The following is a 20,925-nucleotide window of genomic DNA, read 5'->3' on the forward strand; positions in this document are numbered from 1 at the left end:
TCAAACCTCCGTATGCTCGGCGACGACCGGTTGCGTGCCGCGCTCGTCATGGCGGACCCTGAAGCACGTCGCGTACAGCGCCGGCAGGAAGAACACGGTCAGCACCGTGGCGATCGTGATGCCGCCCATCAGCGCGGTTGCCATGGGTCCGAAGAAGCCCGAGCGAAGCAGCGGAATCAGCGCGAGCACGGCGGCAGCCGCCGTCAGCATGATCGGCCTGAAGCGCCGCACCGTTGCGCCGATGATGGCGTCGAAGCGCGCATGCCCCGCCGCGATGTCCTGATCGATCTGATCGACCAGGATCACCGAGTTGCGCATGATGATGCCGAACATCGCGATTACACCGAGCAGCGCGACGAATCCGAATGGCTTGCCGAACAGCAGCAGCGCAGTGACCACACCGATCAGACCCAGCGGCGCCGTCAGCACCACAATGAACGTCCGCGCAAAGTTCTTGAGCTGAATCATCAGCAGTGTGAGCACCGCAATGATCATCAGCGGCATTTCCGCATTGATCGACGTTTGCCCCTTCACGCTTTCTTCGACCGCACCGCCCACGTCGATCCGATAGCCGACAGGCAGCGTGGCGCGCACAGAGGTGAGTGCGTGGTCGATGTCGCGCGTGACGTCGATGCCCTGTGCGTCGCCGCGTACATCGGCCTGCACCGTAATGGTCGGCTGCCGGTCGCGTTCCCAGATCACGCCGTACTCGAGCGTATCGCGCACATGTCCGAGCGAGCCGAGCGGCACTGGGCCATTCGGTGTCGGAATCGCGAGGCTCGTGAGCTTTGCTGGATCGACGCGCTCGCTCTTCGGCGCACGCAGGTCGACGCTGATCAGCTTGTCGCGCTCGCGATACTGCGTGACCGTATATCCCGACAGCGTCATGGCGAGAAAGCTCGATACGTCTTCCGAACTCACACCCAACTGGCGCGCCCTGTTCTGGTCGATCTCGAACGAGATGGACCGTTCGGCCGGTTCGTCCCAGTCGAACTGGACGTTGCGCGTGCGCGAGTCGCCGCGGACCTTCTCCGCGACCGTCTCGGCGAGCAAGCGCACCGTCGCGATGTCGTCGCCGCTCACGCGGAACTTGATCGGGAAGCCCACGGGCGGCCCGTTCTCGAGTCGTGCAACACGGGTACGAACGCCGGAGAAGTCTTTCTCGAGTTTCCCGTCGAGCCAGTGCATCAGCTCCTCACGAGTCTCGACGTCCCTGGCCGTAATCACGAATTGTGCGAAGTTCGGCTGCTGAAGCTGCTGGTCGAGCGGCAAATAGAACCGCGGCGCACCCGTGCCGACGAAGTCGACGAAATGCTGGATCTCCGCCTTGCCGTCGAGCACTTTCTCGAGGCGCTTCGCCTCACGCAGCGTTGCCTCGAACGAAGCACCTTCGGGCAACCTCAGGTCCACGAGCAGTTCAGGCCGCTCGGAGTTCGGGAAGAACTGCTGCGGCACGCGCGTGAATGCGCCCATGGCGATCGCAAACAGCACGACGGTCACACCGAGCACGACCCAGCGTCGCTCGATGCACCACGTCACCCAGCCTGCCAGACGCTTATAAAAGCCCGTGTTGTAGACATCGTGCTCGTGCTCGTGCCCATGACCGCTGCCGGCATGACCCTTGCGCTCCGGCAGCATGTGAAAGCCCAAGAGCGGCACCAGCACGACGGCCGCGAACCACGAAACGACGAGCGCGATTGCCGACACTTCGAAGATCGAGCGCGTGTACTCGCCCGTGCTCGATTTCGCGAGCGCGATCGGCAGGAAACCGCAGACGGTCACGAGCGTGCCGGTCAGCATAGGAAACGCAGTGCTGGTGTAGGCAAACGCCGCGGCGCGCGTGCGGCTCCAGCCCTGCTCCAGTTTCACCGCCATCATTTCGACCGCGATGATCGCGTCGTCGACGAGCAGGCCGAGCGCGAGCACGAGTGTGCCGAGCGACACCTTGTCGAGCCCGATACCGAACAGATGCATAGACAGCGCCGTCACTGCGAGCACGATCGGAATGGTGATCACGACCACCATGCCCGTTCGCAAGCCCAGCGAAACGAGACTCACAACGAGCACGATCGCCACTGCCTCGCCCACCGAACGCACGAACTCGTCGACCGAGTGCTTGACCGCATGCGGCATGCTCGAAACGGGTGCGAGCTTCAAACCCGCGGGCAGCGTGGCCTGCAGTTCGGACGCCTTTGCGTCGAGCGCCTTGCCGAGGTCGATGACGTCGCCGCCCTTTTGCATCGTCACGCCAATGCCGAGCACCGCCTGACCGCCGACGCGCATCTGCGTCACGGGCGGATCGTCATAGCCGCGCCTGATGGTGGCGATGTCGCCGAGCCGGAACGTGCGCTTGTTGATGGTGATCAGCACGTCCGACAACGCCTGCTCGTCCTTGATCGCGCCGCTTGGCCGCACGAACACGCGGTCGTCAGCCGTGGTGACCGTGCCGACGGGCGCGACGGTATTCTGCGCGTCGATGGCCTGAGCCAGCTGCTGCGGCGTGATCGAAAGCCGCGTGAGCTGCGCATTCGAGACCTCGACGAAGATGTGCTGGTCGGGATCGCCGAAGTAATCGACCTTCGCCACGCCGGGCACGCGTAGCAGCACCGTGCGCAGCTTGTCGGCATAGTCGTGCAGCTGCGCGGGCGTGAAGCCGTCGCCCTCGAGCGCGTAGATGTTGGTGTAGACGTCGCCGAACTCATCGTTGAAGAATGGCCCGACCGTTCCCTTCGGCAGCGTTGCCCGGATATCGCCCACCTTCTTGCGAACCTGGTACCAGGTCTCGGGCACTTCCTTGACGGGCGCTGAGTCCTTCATCGCGAAGAAAATCATCGACTCGCCGGGGCGTGAGTAGCTTTTGATGTTGTCGACATACGGCGCCGCCTGCAACTGGCGGCCGATACGATCCGTGATCTGCTCCTGCACTTCGCGCGCGGTCGCGCCCGGCCAGTAGGTCTGAATGACCATCGTGCGAAACGTGAATGGCGGATCTTCCGATTGCGCGAGGTGCGTATAGCCGATGACGCCGAAGAGCGTCGCCAGTCCGATCAGGAAGATCACGAGCTGCTGGTGACGCAGTGCCCAGGAGGAGAGATTGAAACCGCCTGCGTCAGCGGTCTCTTTGTCGGAAGCATCCACGGGCGGCATGTCCGGCCCGTTCTCATGGTCGCGCGCGTTCATGACGGGAAGTCCTCCGGATGCAGCGGCGGCACGACTTGCACATGCTGTCCCGAACTCACGGCGTGCACGCCTTGCAGGATCACGCGGTCGCCGTCATGCAGGCCCGAACCGATCGACACCGTACGTTCTTCGTATCGCTGGATCGTGACCGGGCGCAGCTCGAGCGTGTCGCTCCCGCTACGCACGACCCACACCGCGGGATTCTCGCCACGATGGAAAAGCGCAGTCACCGGCAGCGTGAAGGTCTGTCCGGCTGCGTTGCCTTGAACCGAATCGAACGCAACGTTGGCCGTCATGCCAAGGCGCACTTCCGGGCTCGCTGCCGCGAGCGTCAGCTTGACCCGCCAGGTGCGGCTTTCCTGATCGGCGGCGGCCGACACTTCGCGCACGCTCGCTTCGAACGACTTGCCCGGCAACGCGGGCAGCGTCACACGCGCCTTGCTGCCGGCCTTCAGGGAGTTCACCACGCGCTCCGGGGCATCGCAGACGATATCCACATCACCCGTCCAGTCGATGTGATACACGGCTTGCGTGGCCTGAACGTTCTGCCCGGTGTTGGCATCTTCGGAAGTCACCACGCCGTCGTGATCCGCGGCAAGCGTTGCATAGCGCAGGTGATCGGCGGCGAGCGCCATCTGGGCCAGCGCGGAATTGCGCTGCGCCAGCGCGGTTGCGTAGGCATCCTGGGTCTGTTCGAGCTGTGCGGGCGCAATCAGGTTCGCGTGCGCCTGCGCCTCGTCGCGGTCGAGCTGCTGCCTGGCAAACACGAGGCGATGTTCTGCGGCGTCGAGTTGCGCTCGCGCGCTGACAAGGTTGTTCTGCAGATCGGTCGGGTCGAGCAGCGCCACCGTCTGTCCCGCCTTGACGGTATCGCCGATACGCACTCGCCGCTCAGTGATCTTGCCGCCGACGCGAAACGAAAGCGTCGTGGAATAGCGCGCCTCTACTTGCGCGGGCAGTGAGTCGCCCGGGATGCGTCCGTCGGGACGAACCACGCGTGCAACGACCGGCTTGGCCTCGGGCGCCACGGCTTCGCGTTGGTGACATGCGGAAAGAAGGATTGCGCTGCACGCCATGAGGATGACGGGCGCCCGATGCGTCGACCGGATGATGGAAGGTAACAACGAACGCGCCCGCTTCAGCGCGACAGGAACGGAATGTTTCACGATGTTCACAAACAGGTGGTGAGTCCAGGTAGAAAAGTCGTCCGCGCCGATGAAAGACCGCCGTGCCCGGAAGCACGCGTTGCCATTGGCGCGAAAACAGGAAAGCCCTCTGATGCGCTACTGATCCTCTCGAGCACCGCGGCAAACGATGGCACCGGCTTCTGGCCGGCCACCGAACCTGGCACGCAACACGTGCGTGTTGCAGATCAGCATTGACGGAGCCGCGCGATTGCATAAGCGCACGCGCTGCTCTGCACGGTATCTGCGGATTCCGGCCCGGTGTCCGTCAACGCCTGAGACGCTGCCGCTGTATCCACCCTGCTCGTTCAGTCCTGCTAGCCCTCGTTTCCGCATGTCAGCCGCACGGATGAGATTAGACCCATAACTGATAATCTTGTCAACCATGACGTTTGAATCTAAAATCGGAGCAGACAATGACCGAGGAGGCAACGATGTCTGATGGCTCCAACCCGCGCGCGAGCCGCCGACAAGCAGTCATGGCCCTGATTCCGGCGCGCGAGCCGCTCGCCGGAGATTCGCCGCGTCTCGCCCGGCGCAAGAGCGAAACCCGCGCCCGTCTGCTCAACGCCGCGTTCGGACTGATCGCGAAAAAAGGAATGGACGGTGTGACGATCAGCGAGATCACGGACGCAGCCGATGTGGGATTCGGCTCCTTCTACAGCCACTTCGACTCGAAGGAAGGCATCTTCACCGCGCTGGTCGAATGGCTGTTCGAGGAATTCGCCAATACGCTGGATCGACTCGCAAGCGGCTTGTCGGACCCCGCGGAAGTGATCGCGGTGTCGGTTCGTCATACGCTTTTGCGCGCTTGCCGTGAGCCGGTCTGGGGGCAACTGCTGATACGCGAAGGCCTGTCGATGCGCGCGCTCAGTCGAGGGCTCGGCCAGCGGCTGCTGCGCGATACGGAGAGGGGCATTTCCGAGCAACGCTTCGTGGTCGCCGACGAGCTGATGTGCGTGATTTCCGTCATCGGCACGGTGCTCGCAGGAGTCGCCGTCGAACTCAATTCCTCCGCGTCGTCGAAACGCATGGTTCATATGCGCAAGACGCTTCGATCGAAACAGGAGAAGCTCGCAGAGAGCACGGCGGCCATCGTCCTGCAGGCGTTCGGCCTGAAACGCGCGGAGGCGGAGAAGATTGCCCGGCGTCCGCTGCCGGCGCCGCTCCAAAGCCAGCAATGTTTTTGAGGAGTCGCCAGGCCGTGTCTTACTCTCTACGCGCTCCGCGCATGTACGTCATGCGGTATTTCTTTGTGGTCGTCGTCCGCCTGAGCGTTCTTGCGCTGTTCGGCATTCTTCCTGGCACGGCCCGCCCGGCCAACGCGCCACCTCCGGGGACGGCGGAATCCGCCTATGCTCTGCCCCTCATCGCCCCCGCACCGGAAGCCTCCCACGCACTCACTGCTTTTCAAAACAGGGAAGATCTGATCAGGCAGCGTGCATCTGCGGCAACCAGCGACGCCCAGCTACTCGAACTGGACGCACTGAGCCGCCGTGTAGCCGACGATGTCGACAGATTGATAGCAAACTCTCTGCAGCCCGATCTTGCGAGAACACATGCGCAGCTCGACGTGCTGGGTGCGATGCCCGCCGCGGACACCGGTTCGGAAACCCCTGCGGTGGCGAGGCAACGCGACGCACTGACGGCACAGCAAGCGCGGCTCGATGCAGAAGTCAAACAGGCGCAAGCGATCAAAGACAACCTTATCAACGTGAATGCGCAGATTGGGCGACTGCTGCACGAACATTTGAAAGACCAATTGGCGCTTCGAACAGGAAGCATTCTGAGCATTGCATTCTGGACGCCTGTCCTGCACCCTGAAGCGGCGGACTATCAACATCTGCGGGCATTCGGCGAGCAGATTGAAAAACTGATGCAATCGATGTGGCAACCGGAACGGAGGATCGCCACGGCGATTCTCCTGCTGATAGCGCTGGCCTGCACGACAATCGGGACGCGCATTCTTGAAAGCACGTTGGGCTCGCTCTGCCTGAGGCGTCTTCCGGAAGGACGGCTGCGGCGCAGTGCTTTCGCGGTATCGACCGTGCTTGCGACGTTGGCCACCGCGATTTGCGCCGTTCACCTCGTCAGCCTGGCGGTTGCCGGTGAGCAGCCCCTTTCGCCTGCCCTTCAGACCTTCGTCGACGGTCTGGTCAAACATATCGTCAATTGTGTGCTGGTCGCCGCTCTGGGCAGGGCGTTCCTTTGTACACGACATCCTTCCTGGCGGCTGCCGGCCATCGCCGATCCGGTTGCGCGCGCTCTCAGCCCTTTCCCACGGATATTGGCGGCGCTGCTGCTATTTTCAGGGACGATCGAGCAGATCAACCGGGCTGTCGATACGAGCCTGCAGCTTACGATTTTCACTCGCGGTCTGGTGGCGTTGATCGTCGTGTTGACCATTGGTGCGTCGTTGCTGCGGGTCAACCGGGTACGCACCGCGCTTGCCGCTGCGGGCCATTCCCCCGAAGCGCGGTCGACGCTTGCCGGCCTGATTCACGCTGCCGTCTGCGCGAGCGTCATGGGTGCTCTAATTGCACTGCTCTGCGGGTACGTTTCCGTCGCGCGCTTCGTCACCTACGAGCTCGTATGGTTCGACATCGTTCTATGCAGTCTCTATTTTCTTGTCACGCTCACGCACGACGTATGTGAAAGTGCGTTGTCTCCCGCGCATGCAAGCGGCAAGACGATCAAACATCTGTTTGCTCTTAAAGACTTTCATCTCGAACAGATCGGCACGGTTCTTTCGGGCATTTGCCGAAGCGCACTGATCGTCGCTGCGGTGGTCGCATTGCTCACCGGTGGCTTGGGAACGACGCCAGCCGATCTCTTCGACAGCATTCTCGACATGCTGGGCGGCGATCGCCTGCGCGCGCTCAATATCGTCCCCGCTCAGATCGTGAGCGCCATACCGACGTGCGGCATCGGGCTATACCTGGTCCGCTCGGTGCGCAAATGGTTCGACAACGAGTTGCTGCCCAAGACAGAGATGAGTCCGGGCATGCGCGCCTCACTGCTGACGCTGTTCGCAAACGTCGGCTACGCATTGGTTGCGCTGCAGACGTTGTCCGTGCTTGGAGTGAGATGGCACAACCTGGCCTGGATTGTCAGCGCGTTATCCGTGGGAATCGGTTTTGGCCTTCAGGAGATCGTGAAGAACTTCATCTCTGGGCTCATATTGCTCGCCGAGCGGCCCGTCAAGGTAGGCGACATGATCAGTATCGCGGGCATCGAGGGCGACATACGGCGCATCAGCGTGCGTGCCACCGAGATCCAGCTTTCTGACAGATCAACGGTGATCGTTCCCAATTCGCAGCTCATTTCGCAGAACGTGCGCAACGTGACGATGGGAAACACCACGCAAGGCGTCGTCACTCTTGTTCTTACATTCGCGCTGGATGTCGACCCCGAGCGGGTCCGCGATATCCTTGTCGATGCTTACCTGGATCATCCGGCGGTTCTCGAACACCCTCTGCCATCCGTCATGTTCAGTCATCTGACGCCCGACGGCATTACGATGACTGTCACCGGATATGTAAAGAGTCCTCGAATCGCTGGAGAAACGAGAAGTGAACTGCTGTTCGCCATACTGAAAAGGCTACGCGCGGCCGATATCTCGCTGTCGAACCCACGGACCGTGGTGGTTCAAGGAGCGAGAAGCAGCGAACTGATCGCGTGACAGCAATCTACTTAGAAAAGGACCCGGCAGCGAGCGACACGAGGTAAGGTTTCGTGATGTTTTCCAGTTCCGTACAGGAAACAACGTTCATATTTCAAGCACGACGCGGCCACGGGTCCCAGCCTGGACCGCCTCGTATGCGGCCTTTGCATTTTCGAGCGTGTATCGTTGCGCAATCACCGGCGGCTCGAAGCTTCCCCGCTCAAACTCCGCTCTTAGCGCATCCATGAAGGGTGCAGAGTCAGCAACGCCAAGTTTCGCGCTGTCCGCCCCGTATAGCTGTGTCTCGTTGTGATAAAAGTCGATCAGGTCGAATTCGACGCGCCGCTTGCCAGTGGCACTGATTTCAACGACACGGCCGCGCCGCTTCGCAAGCGAAAGCGCAAGCTCGAACGTCACTCCTCCTACCGCATCGTAGACGAGGTCGACACCACCGTTTGCCAGCTCGCGTACAAGAAGTGCTGCGTCCTCCGATATAGGCACGTAATGGTCGATGAGGCGACCGGCTGGTGAATCCCGAAGCGGTTCGTGGCGATCCACTGCTATCACTCGCGCGCCGCGTGCTTTTGCAATTTGCGTCACAGCACCGCCAACGCCTCCCGACGCACCAATCACGGCGATGGTTTCGCCCGCGGCAAGTCGCCCGTACTCGACCGCGCCCAGCCATGCAACGACGAAATTGACGCCAATGGAAGCGGCTTCGGCGTGTGAAAGGTTGGCCGGCTTGCGCGACAGCGCTTTAAGGGGAATTCGCACAAATTCGGCGTGAGTCCCGTCGCGCGTGAAACCAATGTCGCCTCCCGTGCCCCAAACTTCTGCTCCAGTCCAATCGGCAGGACCTTCGACGACAACGCCGCTGAAATCGCGACCAGGAATTCGCGGCGGTACGGTGTGCGAGAAGTGACCCGAAAGATTCTTGACGTCACTGGGATTGACCGACGCCGCTTTGACCTGAACCACCGCCTGCTCTGCATCGGCATGCGGGGTCTCCAGATCGAGATACTCGAGTACGCTCGGGTCACCGAACGAGCGGAATTGAATTGCTTTCATGGCCTGGTCCTTTGACGGTTCTGGCTGCACTGGAGTCAGTGCATGCATTCACGAGTGAAAGTGTAGTGCGTGATGCAGCGGAGCGTCCGATTGTGCTCACGCGGGCACTCACCACCCACAGTGGCAATCAAGACTCAGTCGGCTCGGCTCAGCCAGCGAATTATCGTTTGCAGAAATGGGCTACAGCCTCTGCTATCGCAGCCTTTCCTCTACCGCCGATGCTTCGCAAAAGCGCCAAAATCGAGTCATCCGCTCTGGCATGGAACAAAAAGTGCTGCTTCCAGCGCTCATGAAACGAATGCCGGAGCTCGTCCAGTCACGAGGCTTCTGCCTGAGGGAAAGCTAATGGGCTCGCAACGAACAGAGTGTCAACGGCCAGGCTTGGCGACCGATTGCCGTGGCCTTATCGGCAACATGAAGACGACGGCGCTCGTTTCCACCCATGGGTCCATCGATTTCATGTGCTATCCGCGCATGGATTCGCCCACCATCTTCGCCGCGTTGCTGGATAAAGAAGGTGGCCAGTTCTCGATCACTCCATGCTCTGCCGATTTCACCTCGAAGCAGATGTATTTGCCAGAGACTAACGTCCTCCTGACCCGCTTCATGACAGGCGATGGTGTTTGCGAGCTTGTCGATTTCATGCCAGTCGTCAATGACTCCAAGGGCAAACTCTCACAGTCGACGGCAAACTGCGTGATCCGGGCGGTCAAGGTTCTATTTGGCTCGATGCATCTGTCGATCTCCTGCACACCTCGCTTTAACTACGGGCGCGCTGGCCACACTGTCGAGCAGACAACGGGCGGCTTCCGGTTCGTCCCTGATGACGGTGCCGCACCTCTTCTCCTTCATGCGTCAACATCACTTGCATGCGACGGCGATACGGTTGAAGCCACAGTGAAGCTTACTGAAGGCGACACGCTTTGCATCGCGCTCGGTGCCGAGGCGGACCTCGCGCAGCGGAATATTGATTGTGAGGCGCTGCTCGGCGACACCACCGATTTCTGGAAGCGCTGGTCTTCCCAGTCGTCTTACCGCGGTCGATACCGGGAGATGGTTCTTCGCTCGGCGCTTACCCTCAAGCTACTCAGCTCGAGTGAGCACGGCGCGATTATCGCGGCACCCACCTTCGGACTTGCTGAATCGCAGGACGGCTCGCGTAGATGGGACTACCGCTTTACGTGGATACGCGATGCCGCGTTTTCCGTCTATGCGCTATTGCGGCTCGGCTACACGCAGGAAGCGGAGCATTTCATGCAATGGATTGCGGACCGGAACCGGGACTGCGCTTCGGACGGCTCCCTCCAGGTGATGTATGCCGTCGACGGTCGGCCTGTGCCAGAAGAAGAAGCCCTCGAACCGTTTGGCGGCTCAACCAGTAGCTTCCTGATAGGCAACGCTGCCCGGGACCAGAAGCAACTGGATGTCTATGGGGCGCTCCTCGATGCCGTGTACCTGTACAACAAATATGGCGTCAGCATATCGTACGAAGGCTGGCGCCATGTAGCGCGAACTGTGCAGTACGTGGTCGACCACTGGCGGGAGGCGGATAGCGGAATCTGGGAATTGCGCAATGGTGCCCGCCCGCTGCTGCATTCTCGCCTCATGTGCTGGGTGACTATTGACCGTGCTCTGCGGCTTGCTGAGAAGCGTTCCTTGCCGGCACCGTTCAGCGACTGGTTCGCCGCAAGGGACGAGATATATCGAGACATTCACGAGAATTTCTGGAACCCGGAGCGCAACACCTTCGTCCAGACTCCGGGCTCGACCACACTCGACGCCTCCGTGTTGATGATGCCACTGGTACGGTTCATCGGCCCACAAGACCCTCGCTGGACCGGAACGCTTGACGCAATCGGAGCAGAACTGCAGGTGGACCCGCTGATATTCCGCTACACGCGCGGCTCGACGCTCGACGGCCTGCCCGGTATGGAGGGCGGATTCAGCGCGTGCTCTTTCTGGTATGCCGAGGCTCTCGCGCGCTCCGGAAGAGTCGACGAGGCTCGCCTCGTATTCGAAAAGATGCTGGCTTACGCGAACCACGTCGGCCTGTTCTCAGAGGAAGTCGCCACGACGGGAGAATCCCTCGGCAACTTTCCGCAAGCACTGACTCACCTCGCCCTCATTAGTGCTGCTTACCGGTTAGACCGTGACCTTGATGGGAACCATGTTCCGTGGACCTGAGGCTGGAACATTGGGACAAAGAGCGGCAATCGCTCTGTCAAAGCCGCCACAATGAGGCTCGCATGCAACGTAATACGTAGCCATCTTTGGCGCGTCGTCACTTCGGTTTGTGACGGGGCTGATGGAAAGTTGGCTTCATCCATGCTTTACGCCGAAACCAGCAAACCGTCGTACGGCTCACGCTCTTCGGTGAAGGAAAATTCACCGTGTTTGAGCATCCCGTTCTTCTTTCGCGGGATTCAATCGAGTCGTCGCAACGTTGCACTGTTCGGGCGCAACGGCAGTCCATAGTGCCGAGTCGAGTCTTGAGCCGGGCCGCACCAGACGCAGCGCATGGGAGCCGTCGCCAAACGCGAGGCATTCTATCTCCATGCAATCGCCAACCGGTTCCGATGCATTGCGGCAGACGCCGCGAAAGCGCTTGAAAGGAAGCCCTCCTTCTCGCAGCATATCGAGAGCCGATGGCTCTCCGTCGAGTTCTTCCTTCGTTAATCGGCATCTATTGAGTAAGGTTGTTGCAGCTTCGGCGTCGTGCATCTTCGTACCCCGTTGGAGAGTCGTGGCGAGTGCCGCCCGGGGGGCGGTGTCCAGTCCACTACGCTAGCAATTTTTGTGCAATGCAGCACTGCCGTGCGCTGCTCGAACGGCGCGACCGCAGCGGGCGATTGTGCCGCGCCGGCGGTCTAACAGGGCTCTTCGTGCCGCATGACAAAGCATCACAAGGGATGCAAAACCGACGTCAATGAAGGGAAACTTTCTACAAAGCGGAGGGCGACATCGCCTTCACAAAACCGTCATAGAGCGGCCGGCGAAGATTTCGTTTGATACAAACGGCGTTCGCCCGCCGTTTGATAGCGCGCGGCATTACGCGTGGGTCATGAAGCCAGGAGGAATGGTTTTTGCCCATACTGGTGCATCGCGCAACATGAGGAACCATCATGACTTCGGACGGCAGCAAACCCCTACCCGACCGTGACGCGCTGGCGGAATCCAGCTTCGCGACCTACGCGAACCCGTTGGTCACCGAGGCCATCGGACAGGTGTCGGCTCTGCGGGACGATGCAGACGCCGAGAAGCTCCACAAACTTCGCATCGCCCTGCGCCGCTTGCGTACTTTGCTCTGGGCGTATCGGCCGATTCTCGACGAAAAATTCGACAACGAGCAGCGCGCCCTTTTCAAGTTCATGGCCAACGCGGCGGGCAACACGCGCGACTGGGACATATTGATCAAGCTCGTTGAGAAAGACAGTGACCAGGCCCTTCTCGATGCATTCAGAAGAAGTCGAAACGAGACGGCCGAAAAAAGCGCCGAAACTTTAAGTAACGCGCATCTCGACAAGGCGCTACGCAATGCAGTAAGCGAAGCGAACCGGGAGTTGAACACATCTCCGGCACGCACACCGTTGCGGAAATTCGCGCAAAAGCGGGTAAAGACGGCGCAGCAACAATTGAAAAAACGGATGCGCCACGCGTCGAAAGCAGGCAGCGCTGACTACAACTCGTATCACGATGTGCGCAAAGCTGGAAAGAAGGTGCGCTATCTCATCGAGTTCTTCGAGCCCTTGCTGGGCAAAAAACAGCGCAACGGACTGAAGGGACTCAAGCGGCTACAGAAGCATTTCGGCGCACTAAACGACGCCGTTGTGAGCCGTGACCTGCTCGACGCGAATCGCTCTTCGTTGCCTGCAGGCGTCGATGCAACGTCAGTCCTTCGTGCGTTGAAGAAGGAACAGCAGCGCCAGATTAAAGCGGCGTCAAAACTGCTTGGTTAAATGCTCGGGCCAGTCACCACACTCGCCTTGCAAGGCGCTCTGGTGTGCTGGCCCGTTGTGTGTTCGTTGTGTGTGGTTAGCGCCGCCGTGCGGCGAGCTAACAACCTGGCGTCATTCGAGCAACGAGGCAATCTTGTCCAGCGTCACAGAAGGCACAAAATCCTTGTTCTGATAAACCTTCGCCAATTCCGCTTCTGGTATTACCCGTGCTCCTGATGGCAGCGACGTGTCAGCCTTTTCGAATGCTGCTTCCCAGATGGCCGCAAGATATCGCGCTCCTGCGCCCATGAGCCTCGCGGTATCGTCTCCAAAAGCGTTCCAGAGACCATCGACTACCTTCGCCGAACTGCCGCCGCCGAGGCGAATATATTCGTCAATCAGCCTGCTGGGAGGGAGCATATCTGCCGCCTGCGCCATCAGCGTTACGGTGGCGAAAGCGGCATCGCGTCCGTTACAAATGGCGGGGATCGTACCTTCGAAGCGTTTCGCTTGCGGAGCGATCTTGGGCAGCAACTCAGTCGAGTGCCGGTCGACCATCTTGTCTTCGTATGTCGAATGGACTCCCTTGCCCGGCCACGTCTTGCTGGTTGCGCCCGGGGCATCACGGTATCCGTCGGCATGATAGGACCCATGAAGCGGCTGGCACGCATCGCCAACGTAGTGAGCCAATACCCCTGCTGCGCACAGGAATCGCGTATCGTCCCGGGCCTTCAACTGCCGAACCATCTCGTCAAAGATCTGCCAAACGCGGAACGGCAGCAACCCCTCTGAGCGACTGTCCGCCTGCCCTTCATCGGCATACCACTTCAACCACGCAGAAACACTCATGTTGTCGATGCTGCTTAACGTGACGTCGCGCAAGGTCTTGCCGTTCGCATCGGGCCTGTCGATATCGGCATAATGGGTCGGATGTTCGGGCCCGGCGTTCTGCGCATAGTCCCGTCCGCCGGGCACACGCGCAGGCGTTTTCTTCCACACGAGGTCGGGCACATCGGCAAGTTCAACGAATTCGCCGTTGGCGAGTTTCGCGTGGATCTGCTGCGGCGTCAGCTCATCAGGACGAAAACTGATGCGCTCTATATTCGCTGCCATAAACTCCCGCAGTGGACCGTTCGATACCGACTCAATTGCAGCGGTCGCGATGCTGTAATGACCCGTTTGTCCCCAGTACGGGTTAGCGCCCTGATTCTGGTCGCGGATCAGGTCGACGTCGAGCAACTGACATGCAGTGCTGAGCCCGGTAGCCAGCGCGTAGTTCAAACGCTTGTCGCCTTCGAGTAACGTCTGTCCACCCCATTCCACCGCCAACGGATGCAGCTTGGGCTTTTCCTTGTCTCCAGACTTCAGATACCACACCGTGCCTGAATCGCCGGCCTGGGTTTGCGTCGAGCCCGATGTCGGCGCGATGAGAAACTGCGAAACATAGTCATAGCCCGCCAACGATTTGTGGCGGTAGAACAGGGCTTTAATTGTTCCCTCGAGCAGTCCCGAAGCGCTACCGAATGCAGTCACGGGCTGGTCGACCAATCGAAGGCTCAGGCTCAGTTCGTTCAGGTCAGCGATTTCCTCGGGCGTTCCTTCGATGCCGAAGGGCTGGCTCGACCAGTCGTTGGCGTCGTGGACTTCGACGAGGCCAATGTCTAGCGTCAGATAACTGCGGCTCCCAGGAAACGCCGGAAAGACGGAGGTGAACGGTTCGCGCGTCAGTTGTCGCTCAGAGGCGATGCCGATTTCGACGACCGCGCCGCGCAGACGCGCTTTAACAGGACTTCCAGGCTCCCCGCACACGTGCCGATTCGTGAGCGCATAGGTTGTATGGCCGTCGGTCACGAGACATCCCACGCTCGCGGTGCGTTCGACACCTTGGGCCTGCGCAAGCAGCGGACATCCGCCGCCAATATAGGTCGAGGGCCAGCGGGTATCGGCCGGGGCTTTTTTGGACGGCTCGGTCTCCTGCACTGCGACAACACAAACAGGAACTGCGCGGCCGTCCGGCATATAAAGCGTACGTGGCACCATGTGGTCCGGGTCGACCTTGCCAAATCCGAATTCCGTCGCATCTATCCAGTTGCGCACGAGCACGATGACTGCAGGCCACGAATACGGACGCACTTCCGAATTGTCGAACGTGCGAATGCCTTTCTCGAGCGGCGAACTGCTTCTGTCGGAATCGGCATTGTCCCCGGGCCAGGGGTCGTCTTTCCGGATCAGGTACAGACCCACAGCAGTGCCTACGACGTTCGCCTTGTTCGACAGATGCCAGTGGTAAAGCTCTCTGGCTTCGAGCAAGTCCTTCAGTGAGAGGCTCTGGAAATTCTGCTGCGTGGACAGTGGGCTCATCTCATCACCTTCGCGAGTTCGACCAGGAGCGGCCGGTTAGGATGCGCGTCGTGAGACAAGAAACTGCCCGCTTCGCGCACGTTCGCATTCAGGTTGGATGACCCATGTGACAACTTCGCGAAAGCGTCGTTGGCGCGGTCGCAACGCGGGCTTTCCAGGTCCCGGCGGACCGCCGATGATTTAATTGACCCTTGGTTTACAGGAACATCGTGTGGGTGGCGCAAGGAACACGTTTTAGTCGCTTGCGCCCTGCCAACAAGTTAGAAGGCGCGTGAGCGAGCGCCCAGACCGACTGCTTTCATCCTTTCGCGGGGCGCCCCGTCTTCACCGCCTCTACCGCGGTCACGGCTGCCAGAAGACGTTTCAACGCCGCAGCCTCGAGCATGATTAGCCCCGCTCGCAACAGCTCACTCTTCTTGACGGATATGCCCGCGTCCAGACATTTCTGCTTCAGGGCCGCAATCTTTTCGTAGTCGGATTTCGGCATCGTAAAGCTGTCTCGTACCACCTTTTCCTTTCTTGCGCGACGGGGCTTCTCTTCAGCCTGCGCCTTTACTTCCTCCTGCTTCGAAGCAGCGGCGCGCTTCGCTTTCGGTGCAGCTTTCGTCGGGACAGGATTGTCGGCCGCAGACTGCTCGGCAGGAGCGGCCTGCGCTACGTTATGGCTTTCCTGACCTTTCGAGTTTTTAGGGAAATGAAACGCCTTTTTCGTTGGCTGTCGTAAAGTCGGTGCGGCCATGGCTGATCCTTAAGAATAACGGTATAAACAGTATATACCGTTGCTTATCCGGGAAGTGGTCTATGGGAGCGCCGGGCGGGCGCCGCGCGCTTCGTGACTACGCCGCGCCGGTTGCGTATGGTCCCCCTCCAGTCCCGCCGCTCGCGCCTGCATATCGTCTGAGGGCGGCGAAGAATCGGTCCTTGACCGTTTCGACCCAGTATCATTTCGCATCGTCGCCGATCGGTTTGACGTGCCGCGGAAGCCCATCGCCGTTGCGGCTGCAGGCCTTTAAGCACAGGCCAGCCCCGGCCCTCGGAAGAGCCGGCGTCGTTGACTTGGCGTGCTTCGTCCCGTATTGTTAAATGGACCCTTGGAGTGAGAGGTGGGCCTGCGGCGACCGCTCGCACATATGCCGCGAGCCCTGCCTTGCGTCACTCTCCGGTCTCCCTCATCTTTGGATAGCAGCATGGCTGGTTACACTGTCGAGCTTGCCCGACGGCCTGCCCGGGCACCCGATTACGCAGCCGAAAATCAGGCCCTCGTCGCTCTCGCCCGGGCCCAGGCTGGCTCGCGCGAAGAACTTCTCCAGGCAATTGCAGATACGGCGCTGTTGCTATGCTCGGCGGGCAGCGCAGGCATCAGCCTCATCGAGCAGCAGCAAGGCGAGCAGGTGTTCCGCTGGCTTGCCGTATCAGGACTCTGCGCGGGCCTTCAGGGAAAGACGACCGCATGGAACGACTGCCCCTGCGGAGTAACTTTGCGGGCCGGTACCGCCCAATTGTTTGTCGAGCCACAGACGCAATTCCCGTGTCTGTCATTCCCCGGTATTAGCGTCCCGGAAGGGGTCGTTGTTCCTATCAATGTAGGAGGCAGGGACCTCGGTGCGATATGGGTCATGTCCCACCGGGACGACTGCAGATTCGACCTCGAGGACGCCCGGCTGTTATCGAATCTTGCCGTCTTCGCGGGCTCTTCGCTGACAATCGTTGATGCACGCGACATCAGCGAGGAAAGCGAGCGCAGGCAAAACGAATTCATCGCGATGCTCGGGCACGAACTGCGAAATCCGATGGCGCCGATAGACAGTGCGATTGGCGCAGCGAGGCATCTCTGCGCCGACAACCAGCGAGCGGCCAGCGTGCTGGATATCGCACACAGGCAGATGCGCCACCTGCGCACGCTCGTAGACGACCTGCTAGACGCCGCGCGCCTGCAGCACGGAAAGCTCACCATCAAGCTCAGCGACACATCGTTCAACGACATTGCGTTCGATGCGCTGTCGGCAATCAGGCATCACATTGAAGCGCGCAAGCATAAGCTGACGGTAGCCGGCCTCGACGAGCAGCTCCCTGTCCGTGCCGATCATGTGCGGCTGAGTCAGGCCCTCGGCAATCTGCTGTCGAACGCTGCAAAGTACACCGCAGTCGGCGGCGATATCCGGATGAGCGTGAGCATCGAGCCTTCGAATTCCACTGACGGCGTCTCTGACTCGGTGCTTGTCGAGATTCAGGACAATGGCATCGGTATCGAAAGCGTCGCTCAGCAACAGATATTCGAACTGTTTGCCCAGGGAGCGAGAGGCGCAGCGCGGGCAGACGGCGGCCTCGGCATCGGACTCGCCGTTGCCAAACGCATGGTGGAACTCCACGACGGCGAAATCTTGTTACGCAGCGACGGTCCAGGAAGCGGAACGACGGTACGCCTTCGACTACCGATACTGAGGCCGGTCGCTGATACGCACGTCGCTCAGCAGGTGCAAGCGCGTGCGGAAACGAAACGGGCGCGACTGATGGTCGTCGACGACAATCGCGACGCGCTGGAGGCACTCGGGCTTCTGCTCGAAGTGGAAGGTCATGAAGTCACCACGTCGGACAATGGCACCGACGCAATCAAGCTGATGTCAGAGCGCCGCCCAGACATCGCGCTCATCGATATCGGAATGCCGATGATGGACGGATTCGAGGTCGCACGCCTCGTCCGGCTAAATCCAGAACTCAACGGCATCGTGCTGGTGGCACTCACCGGCTACGCAGCGGAATCAGACAAGTCCCGAGCGCTTGCCGCTGGTTTCGACTTCCACCTGACGAAGCCGCTTTCGCTGGACAAACTCGAATACATCCTGTCGAACCGGTCCGAAGGCACGCTTGGCGGCATGGTTTGAAGCCGGGAGTGGCCGCGCACCGGTTTGTATCGCCATCGTTTGTTCCTGATCCACAGATCCCTCTGATCGGCTAGCGCTTTCGCAATAGCCGCGGCATGCGGCTTGCTACGCCTTCAAAAACCTCGACGCCCCACTAGTCGCCCTCCGTACCGCCCGCCTCGCTACGGGACTGGTGCTGCAGTGACGGCGGGCGACTGGCGTCGATCTGAAATTGCACGACCCGGCAGTCCATCGAAAAACGATAAGTTGCGGAGTTCACGGAGCCGATGCAGACATCTCACCCAGCGCACCCGGTAGCAACATTCCTCGGCAAGACGCGTTTCGCTGCCGACGATCCGCTCGCCCTCGGCGCTGTATTGGCGGACCTCATCGAACAAGAGTTCGATCGCGCGCCCCACATGCCGCTGCCCGGTCATGGCGAGACTCTTTCGCGTTGGCGTGTTCTCGCCGATGTCGCGGCGCACGATCTGGGGCTCGTCAAACTCTACGAGGGCCACACCGACGCCCTGGCGATCCTCGCGGAGCTTCATGGCCCCACGCCGCAGCGCGGGAGCAAATGGGGCGTCTGGGCGGCCGAATCACCCAACGCGCGCGTCCGTGCAACGCGACAAGCGGTCGGAAGCAATCGTGCCGACGTGATCCTTGAAGGTACCAAAGCGTGGTGTTCGGGAGCAGGCGTTCTCAGCCATGCGCTCGTGACCGCGTGGCTCGACGATCAGCCAGTGCTCGCTGCCCTCGCCTTGGATCACCCTTCCGTTTCGATCGATACCTCGAACTGGCAGGCCGTCGGTATGCAGGCCACCGCAAGCGCAGACGTGACTTTTCGCGGCACACCCGCGACGCTCGTTGGCGACGCCCATGCCTATGTAAATCGGCCCGGCTTCTGGCATGGCGGCGCTGGCATCGCGGCGTGCTGGTACGGAGCCGCGGCGCGCATCGGCGAAGTGCTGCGTGACGCCTGCCGGCAGCACGCAGACCCGCACCGCCTCGCGCATCTGGGGGCAGTCGATTGCGCGCTGGCAGGCGCGGCGTCGGTACTGCGCGAGACGGCCGCGCATATCGACGCGCATCCTCACGCCATCGTGCAACGCGAGGCATTGCGTGCGCGTCTGGTCGTCGAAGACGCAGCGACTGCCGTGATGCGTCACACCACGCGCGCGCTAGGCGCGGGACCGCTATGCCGCAACGGCCGCTTCGCCCGCGCGATCGCGGACCTGCCCGTGTTCATTCGACAAAGTCACGCAGAGCGCGATCTGGCGGCGCTCGGCGAAACGCTCCTTGAAGAAGGTGGCGTCAGCACGCACAGCTGCGAAACGGAGAACTCCCCGTGGACGCTATGACGCACGACGCCGAACGCTATTTCGATGACCTGTACAAACACAGCGACGATCCGTGGAACCTGCGCAACGGCTGGTACGAACGCCGCAAGCGCTCGCTCACGCTCGCCGCTTTGCCACGCGAACGTTACCGCAACGCATTTGAGCCGGGGTGCGCAAACGGCGAATTGACCGCTGAACTTGCGACGCGCTGCGACGCGCTACTTGCCGTCGACCTGCACGAGCGCGCGGTGCGCGCCGCACGCGAGCGCGTGGCGCACGCGCCGCACGTGCGCGTCGAGCAATGTGCAGTGGCGCGAGAATGGCCGACGCAAAGCGGACCGTTTGACCTGATCGTCGTGAGCGAACTGGCCTACTACCTCGACGACAGCGAACTGCAAATGCTCGCCGCGCGGATCGCCGACACGCTCTCGTCCGACGGCACACTGCTCGCGTGTCACTGGCGCTGGCCCTTCGCCGAGGCGTTGCAGGAGACTACCAAGGTGCATGCGCTACTCGATGCGCGCTGTGGCTTGACGCGGCTTGTGCATCACGAGGAAACCGATTTCATCGTCGATGTCTGGTCGCGCGATGCGCGCTCGGCAGCGCAACACGAGGGCCTTTTATGATCGGCGTCGTCGTTCCCGCACACAACGAAGAGGCGCTGCTCAAGCCCTGTATGACAGCGCTCGCCGAGGCGTCGTGCCATCCCCTGCTTGACGGCGAAGCTGTGCGTATCGTCGTCGTGCTCGACGCGTGCGACGACCGCACCGGCGTCATTGCACATGCGCATGGCGCACAGACGCTGAGCGTAAGCGCGCGCAACGTCGGCATAGCACGCGCGGCCGGCGCAGATCTGCTGCTGGCCGAGGGGGCGCGCTGGCTGGCCTTCACCGACGCCGACAGCCGCGTCTCGCCGGGCTGGCTCGCCGCGCAGCTCGCGCTGGGCGCCGACGCTGTTTGCGGCTCGATCGCCGTGGACGACTGGAGCGAGCATCCGCAGAGCGTGCGCGATTTCTTTCGCGCGACATACATGGATGCGGACGGCCACCGGCATGTGCATGGCGCCAATCTCGGCGTCAGTGCGCAAGCGTATCTTCGCGCGGGCGGTTTCCCGCCCTGTGCGTGCAGCGAAGACGTGGGGCTTGTCGATCGGCTGATCGCTACGGGCGCACAGATCGCATGGAGCGCAGCACCGCGCGTCGTGACGAGCGCGCGAACAGCGGTACGCGCACGCGGCGGTTTTGGCGATACGCTCGTCTCATGGGCGGCGAACTAGCGCGCTGATCTTTCGCGTCGCTATGCATTGCCGCGAAAAGACGGAGCAATGCCCAT

At 61.1% G+C, this 20,925-nt stretch carries 13 protein-coding genes; 8 read left to right on the forward strand and 5 right to left on the reverse strand.

Annotated features, from left to right (window positions below; translation table 11 throughout):
- Together BCA01S_RS00515 and BCA01S_RS00520 are read right to left on the reverse strand one after the other, a co-directional pair.
- Nucleotides 1-3,180, reverse strand: a complete 3,180-nt coding sequence (locus BCA01S_RS00515) for an efflux RND transporter permease subunit (RefSeq protein WP_027775255.1) — start codon at nucleotides 3,178-3,180, stop codon at nucleotides 1-3.
- Nucleotides 3,177-4,355, reverse strand: coding sequence for an efflux RND transporter periplasmic adaptor subunit (locus BCA01S_RS00520; protein WP_042317730.1), 1,179 nt, complete (start codon nucleotides 4,353-4,355; stop codon nucleotides 3,177-3,179). Before BCA01S_RS00520 ends, BCA01S_RS00515 begins: the two co-directional genes overlap by 4 nt.
- 443 nt (nucleotides 4,356-4,798) lie before the next feature.
- On the opposite strand from BCA01S_RS00520, the gene BCA01S_RS00525 reads away from it, so the two are divergent.
- Complete coding sequence (locus BCA01S_RS00525; protein WP_027775257.1) at nucleotides 4,799-5,554, forward strand: TetR/AcrR family transcriptional regulator; 756 nt, start codon at nucleotides 4,799-4,801, stop codon at nucleotides 5,552-5,554.
- A 50-nt stretch (nucleotides 5,555-5,604) separates the two neighbouring features.
- On the forward strand, nucleotides 5,605-8,046 hold the full coding sequence (locus BCA01S_RS00530) for a DUF3772 domain-containing protein (RefSeq protein ID WP_027775258.1): 2,442 nt from the start codon (nucleotides 5,605-5,607) through the stop codon (nucleotides 8,044-8,046).
- 87 nt (nucleotides 8,047-8,133) lie between these two features.
- Here the strand turns inward: BCA01S_RS00530 and BCA01S_RS00535 are convergent, their stop codons facing one another.
- Nucleotides 8,134-9,096, reverse strand: coding sequence for a quinone oxidoreductase family protein (locus BCA01S_RS00535; protein ID WP_027775259.1), 963 nt, complete (start codon nucleotides 9,094-9,096; stop codon nucleotides 8,134-8,136).
- Nucleotides 9,097-9,441: 345 nt separating this feature from the next.
- Here BCA01S_RS00535 and BCA01S_RS00540 point away from each other — a divergent pair, with 345 nt between their 5' ends.
- The gene (locus BCA01S_RS00540) at nucleotides 9,442-11,280 is read left to right on the forward strand and encodes a glycoside hydrolase family 15 protein (protein ID WP_027775260.1); all 1,839 of its coding nucleotides are present in this window, start codon (nucleotides 9,442-9,444) and stop codon (nucleotides 11,278-11,280) included.
- 938 nt (nucleotides 11,281-12,218) lie between these two features.
- Nucleotides 12,219-13,052, forward strand: coding sequence for a CHAD domain-containing protein (locus BCA01S_RS00555; protein WP_027775261.1), 834 nt, complete (start codon nucleotides 12,219-12,221; stop codon nucleotides 13,050-13,052).
- Between the two features lie 111 nt (nucleotides 13,053-13,163).
- On the opposite strand, the gene BCA01S_RS00560 is transcribed toward BCA01S_RS00555, so the two are convergent.
- Nucleotides 13,164-15,392, reverse strand: a complete 2,229-nt coding sequence (locus tag BCA01S_RS00560; protein ID WP_027775262.1) for a Nal1-like putative serine protease — start codon at nucleotides 15,390-15,392, stop codon at nucleotides 13,164-13,166.
- Between the two features lie 298 nt (nucleotides 15,393-15,690).
- Nucleotides 15,691-16,131: a hypothetical protein gene (locus BCA01S_RS00565; RefSeq protein WP_027775263.1), complete on the reverse strand. Its 441-nt coding sequence runs from the start codon at nucleotides 16,129-16,131 to the stop codon at nucleotides 15,691-15,693.
- A 448-nt stretch (nucleotides 16,132-16,579) separates the two neighbouring features.
- Between BCA01S_RS00565 and BCA01S_RS00570 the strand changes: the two genes are divergently transcribed.
- The 4 genes from BCA01S_RS00570 (at nucleotide 16,580) to BCA01S_RS00585 (ending at nucleotide 20,869) form a co-directional block, all read left to right on the forward strand.
- Nucleotides 16,580-18,274, forward strand: coding sequence for a hybrid sensor histidine kinase/response regulator (locus tag BCA01S_RS00570; RefSeq protein ID WP_027775264.1), 1,695 nt, complete (start codon nucleotides 16,580-16,582; stop codon nucleotides 18,272-18,274).
- A gap of 266 nt (nucleotides 18,275-18,540) precedes the next feature.
- Nucleotides 18,541-19,614: an acyl-CoA dehydrogenase family protein gene (locus BCA01S_RS00575; protein WP_027775265.1), complete on the forward strand. Its 1,074-nt coding sequence runs from the start codon at nucleotides 18,541-18,543 to the stop codon at nucleotides 19,612-19,614.
- Nucleotides 19,611-20,219 (forward strand): SAM-dependent methyltransferase, encoded by a 609-nt coding sequence (locus tag BCA01S_RS00580; RefSeq protein ID WP_027775266.1) that lies wholly within the window; start codon nucleotides 19,611-19,613, stop codon nucleotides 20,217-20,219. Before BCA01S_RS00575 ends, BCA01S_RS00580 begins: the two co-directional genes overlap by 4 nt.
- Nucleotides 20,216-20,869 (forward strand): glycosyltransferase family 2 protein, encoded by a 654-nt coding sequence (locus BCA01S_RS00585; protein ID WP_027775267.1) that lies wholly within the window; start codon nucleotides 20,216-20,218, stop codon nucleotides 20,867-20,869. The genes BCA01S_RS00580 and BCA01S_RS00585 overlap by 4 nt, the downstream gene beginning before the upstream one ends.
- The last annotated feature ends 56 nt before the right edge of the window (nucleotides 20,870-20,925 follow it).

Origin of the sequence: Paraburkholderia caledonica NBRC 102488 (assembly GCF_000685095.1) — a bacterium.
GTDB classification, from domain to species: Bacteria; Pseudomonadota; Gammaproteobacteria; order Burkholderiales; family Burkholderiaceae; genus Paraburkholderia; species Paraburkholderia caledonica.

Excerpts from the sequence above, each read along its gene's own strand:
- BCA01S_RS00515 (WP_027775255.1), bottom strand. The coding sequence starts at position 3,180 with ATGAACGCGCGCGACCATGAGAACGGGCCGGACATGCCGCCCGTGGAT.
- BCA01S_RS00525 (WP_027775257.1), top strand. The coding sequence starts at position 4,799 with ATGTCTGATGGCTCCAACCCGCGCGCGAGCCGCCGACAAGCAGTCATG.
- BCA01S_RS00530 (WP_027775258.1), top strand. The coding sequence starts at position 5,605 with ATGCGGTATTTCTTTGTGGTCGTCGTCCGCCTGAGCGTTCTTGCGCTG.
- BCA01S_RS00535 (WP_027775259.1), bottom strand. The coding sequence starts at position 9,096 with ATGAAAGCAATTCAATTCCGCTCGTTCGGTGACCCGAGCGTACTCGAG.
- BCA01S_RS00540 (WP_027775260.1), top strand. The coding sequence starts at position 9,442 with ATGGGCTCGCAACGAACAGAGTGTCAACGGCCAGGCTTGGCGACCGAT.
- BCA01S_RS00555 (WP_027775261.1), top strand. The coding sequence starts at position 12,219 with ATGACTTCGGACGGCAGCAAACCCCTACCCGACCGTGACGCGCTGGCG.
- BCA01S_RS00560 (WP_027775262.1), bottom strand. The coding sequence starts at position 15,392 with ATGAGCCCACTGTCCACGCAGCAGAATTTCCAGAGCCTCTCACTGAAG.
- BCA01S_RS00565 (WP_027775263.1), bottom strand. The coding sequence starts at position 16,131 with ATGGCCGCACCGACTTTACGACAGCCAACGAAAAAGGCGTTTCATTTC.
- BCA01S_RS00570 (WP_027775264.1), top strand. The coding sequence starts at position 16,580 with ATGGCTGGTTACACTGTCGAGCTTGCCCGACGGCCTGCCCGGGCACCC.
- BCA01S_RS00575 (WP_027775265.1), top strand. The coding sequence starts at position 18,541 with ATGCAGACATCTCACCCAGCGCACCCGGTAGCAACATTCCTCGGCAAG.
- BCA01S_RS00580 (WP_027775266.1), top strand. The coding sequence starts at position 19,611 with ATGACGCACGACGCCGAACGCTATTTCGATGACCTGTACAAACACAGC.
- BCA01S_RS00585 (WP_027775267.1), top strand. The coding sequence starts at position 20,216 with ATGATCGGCGTCGTCGTTCCCGCACACAACGAAGAGGCGCTGCTCAAG.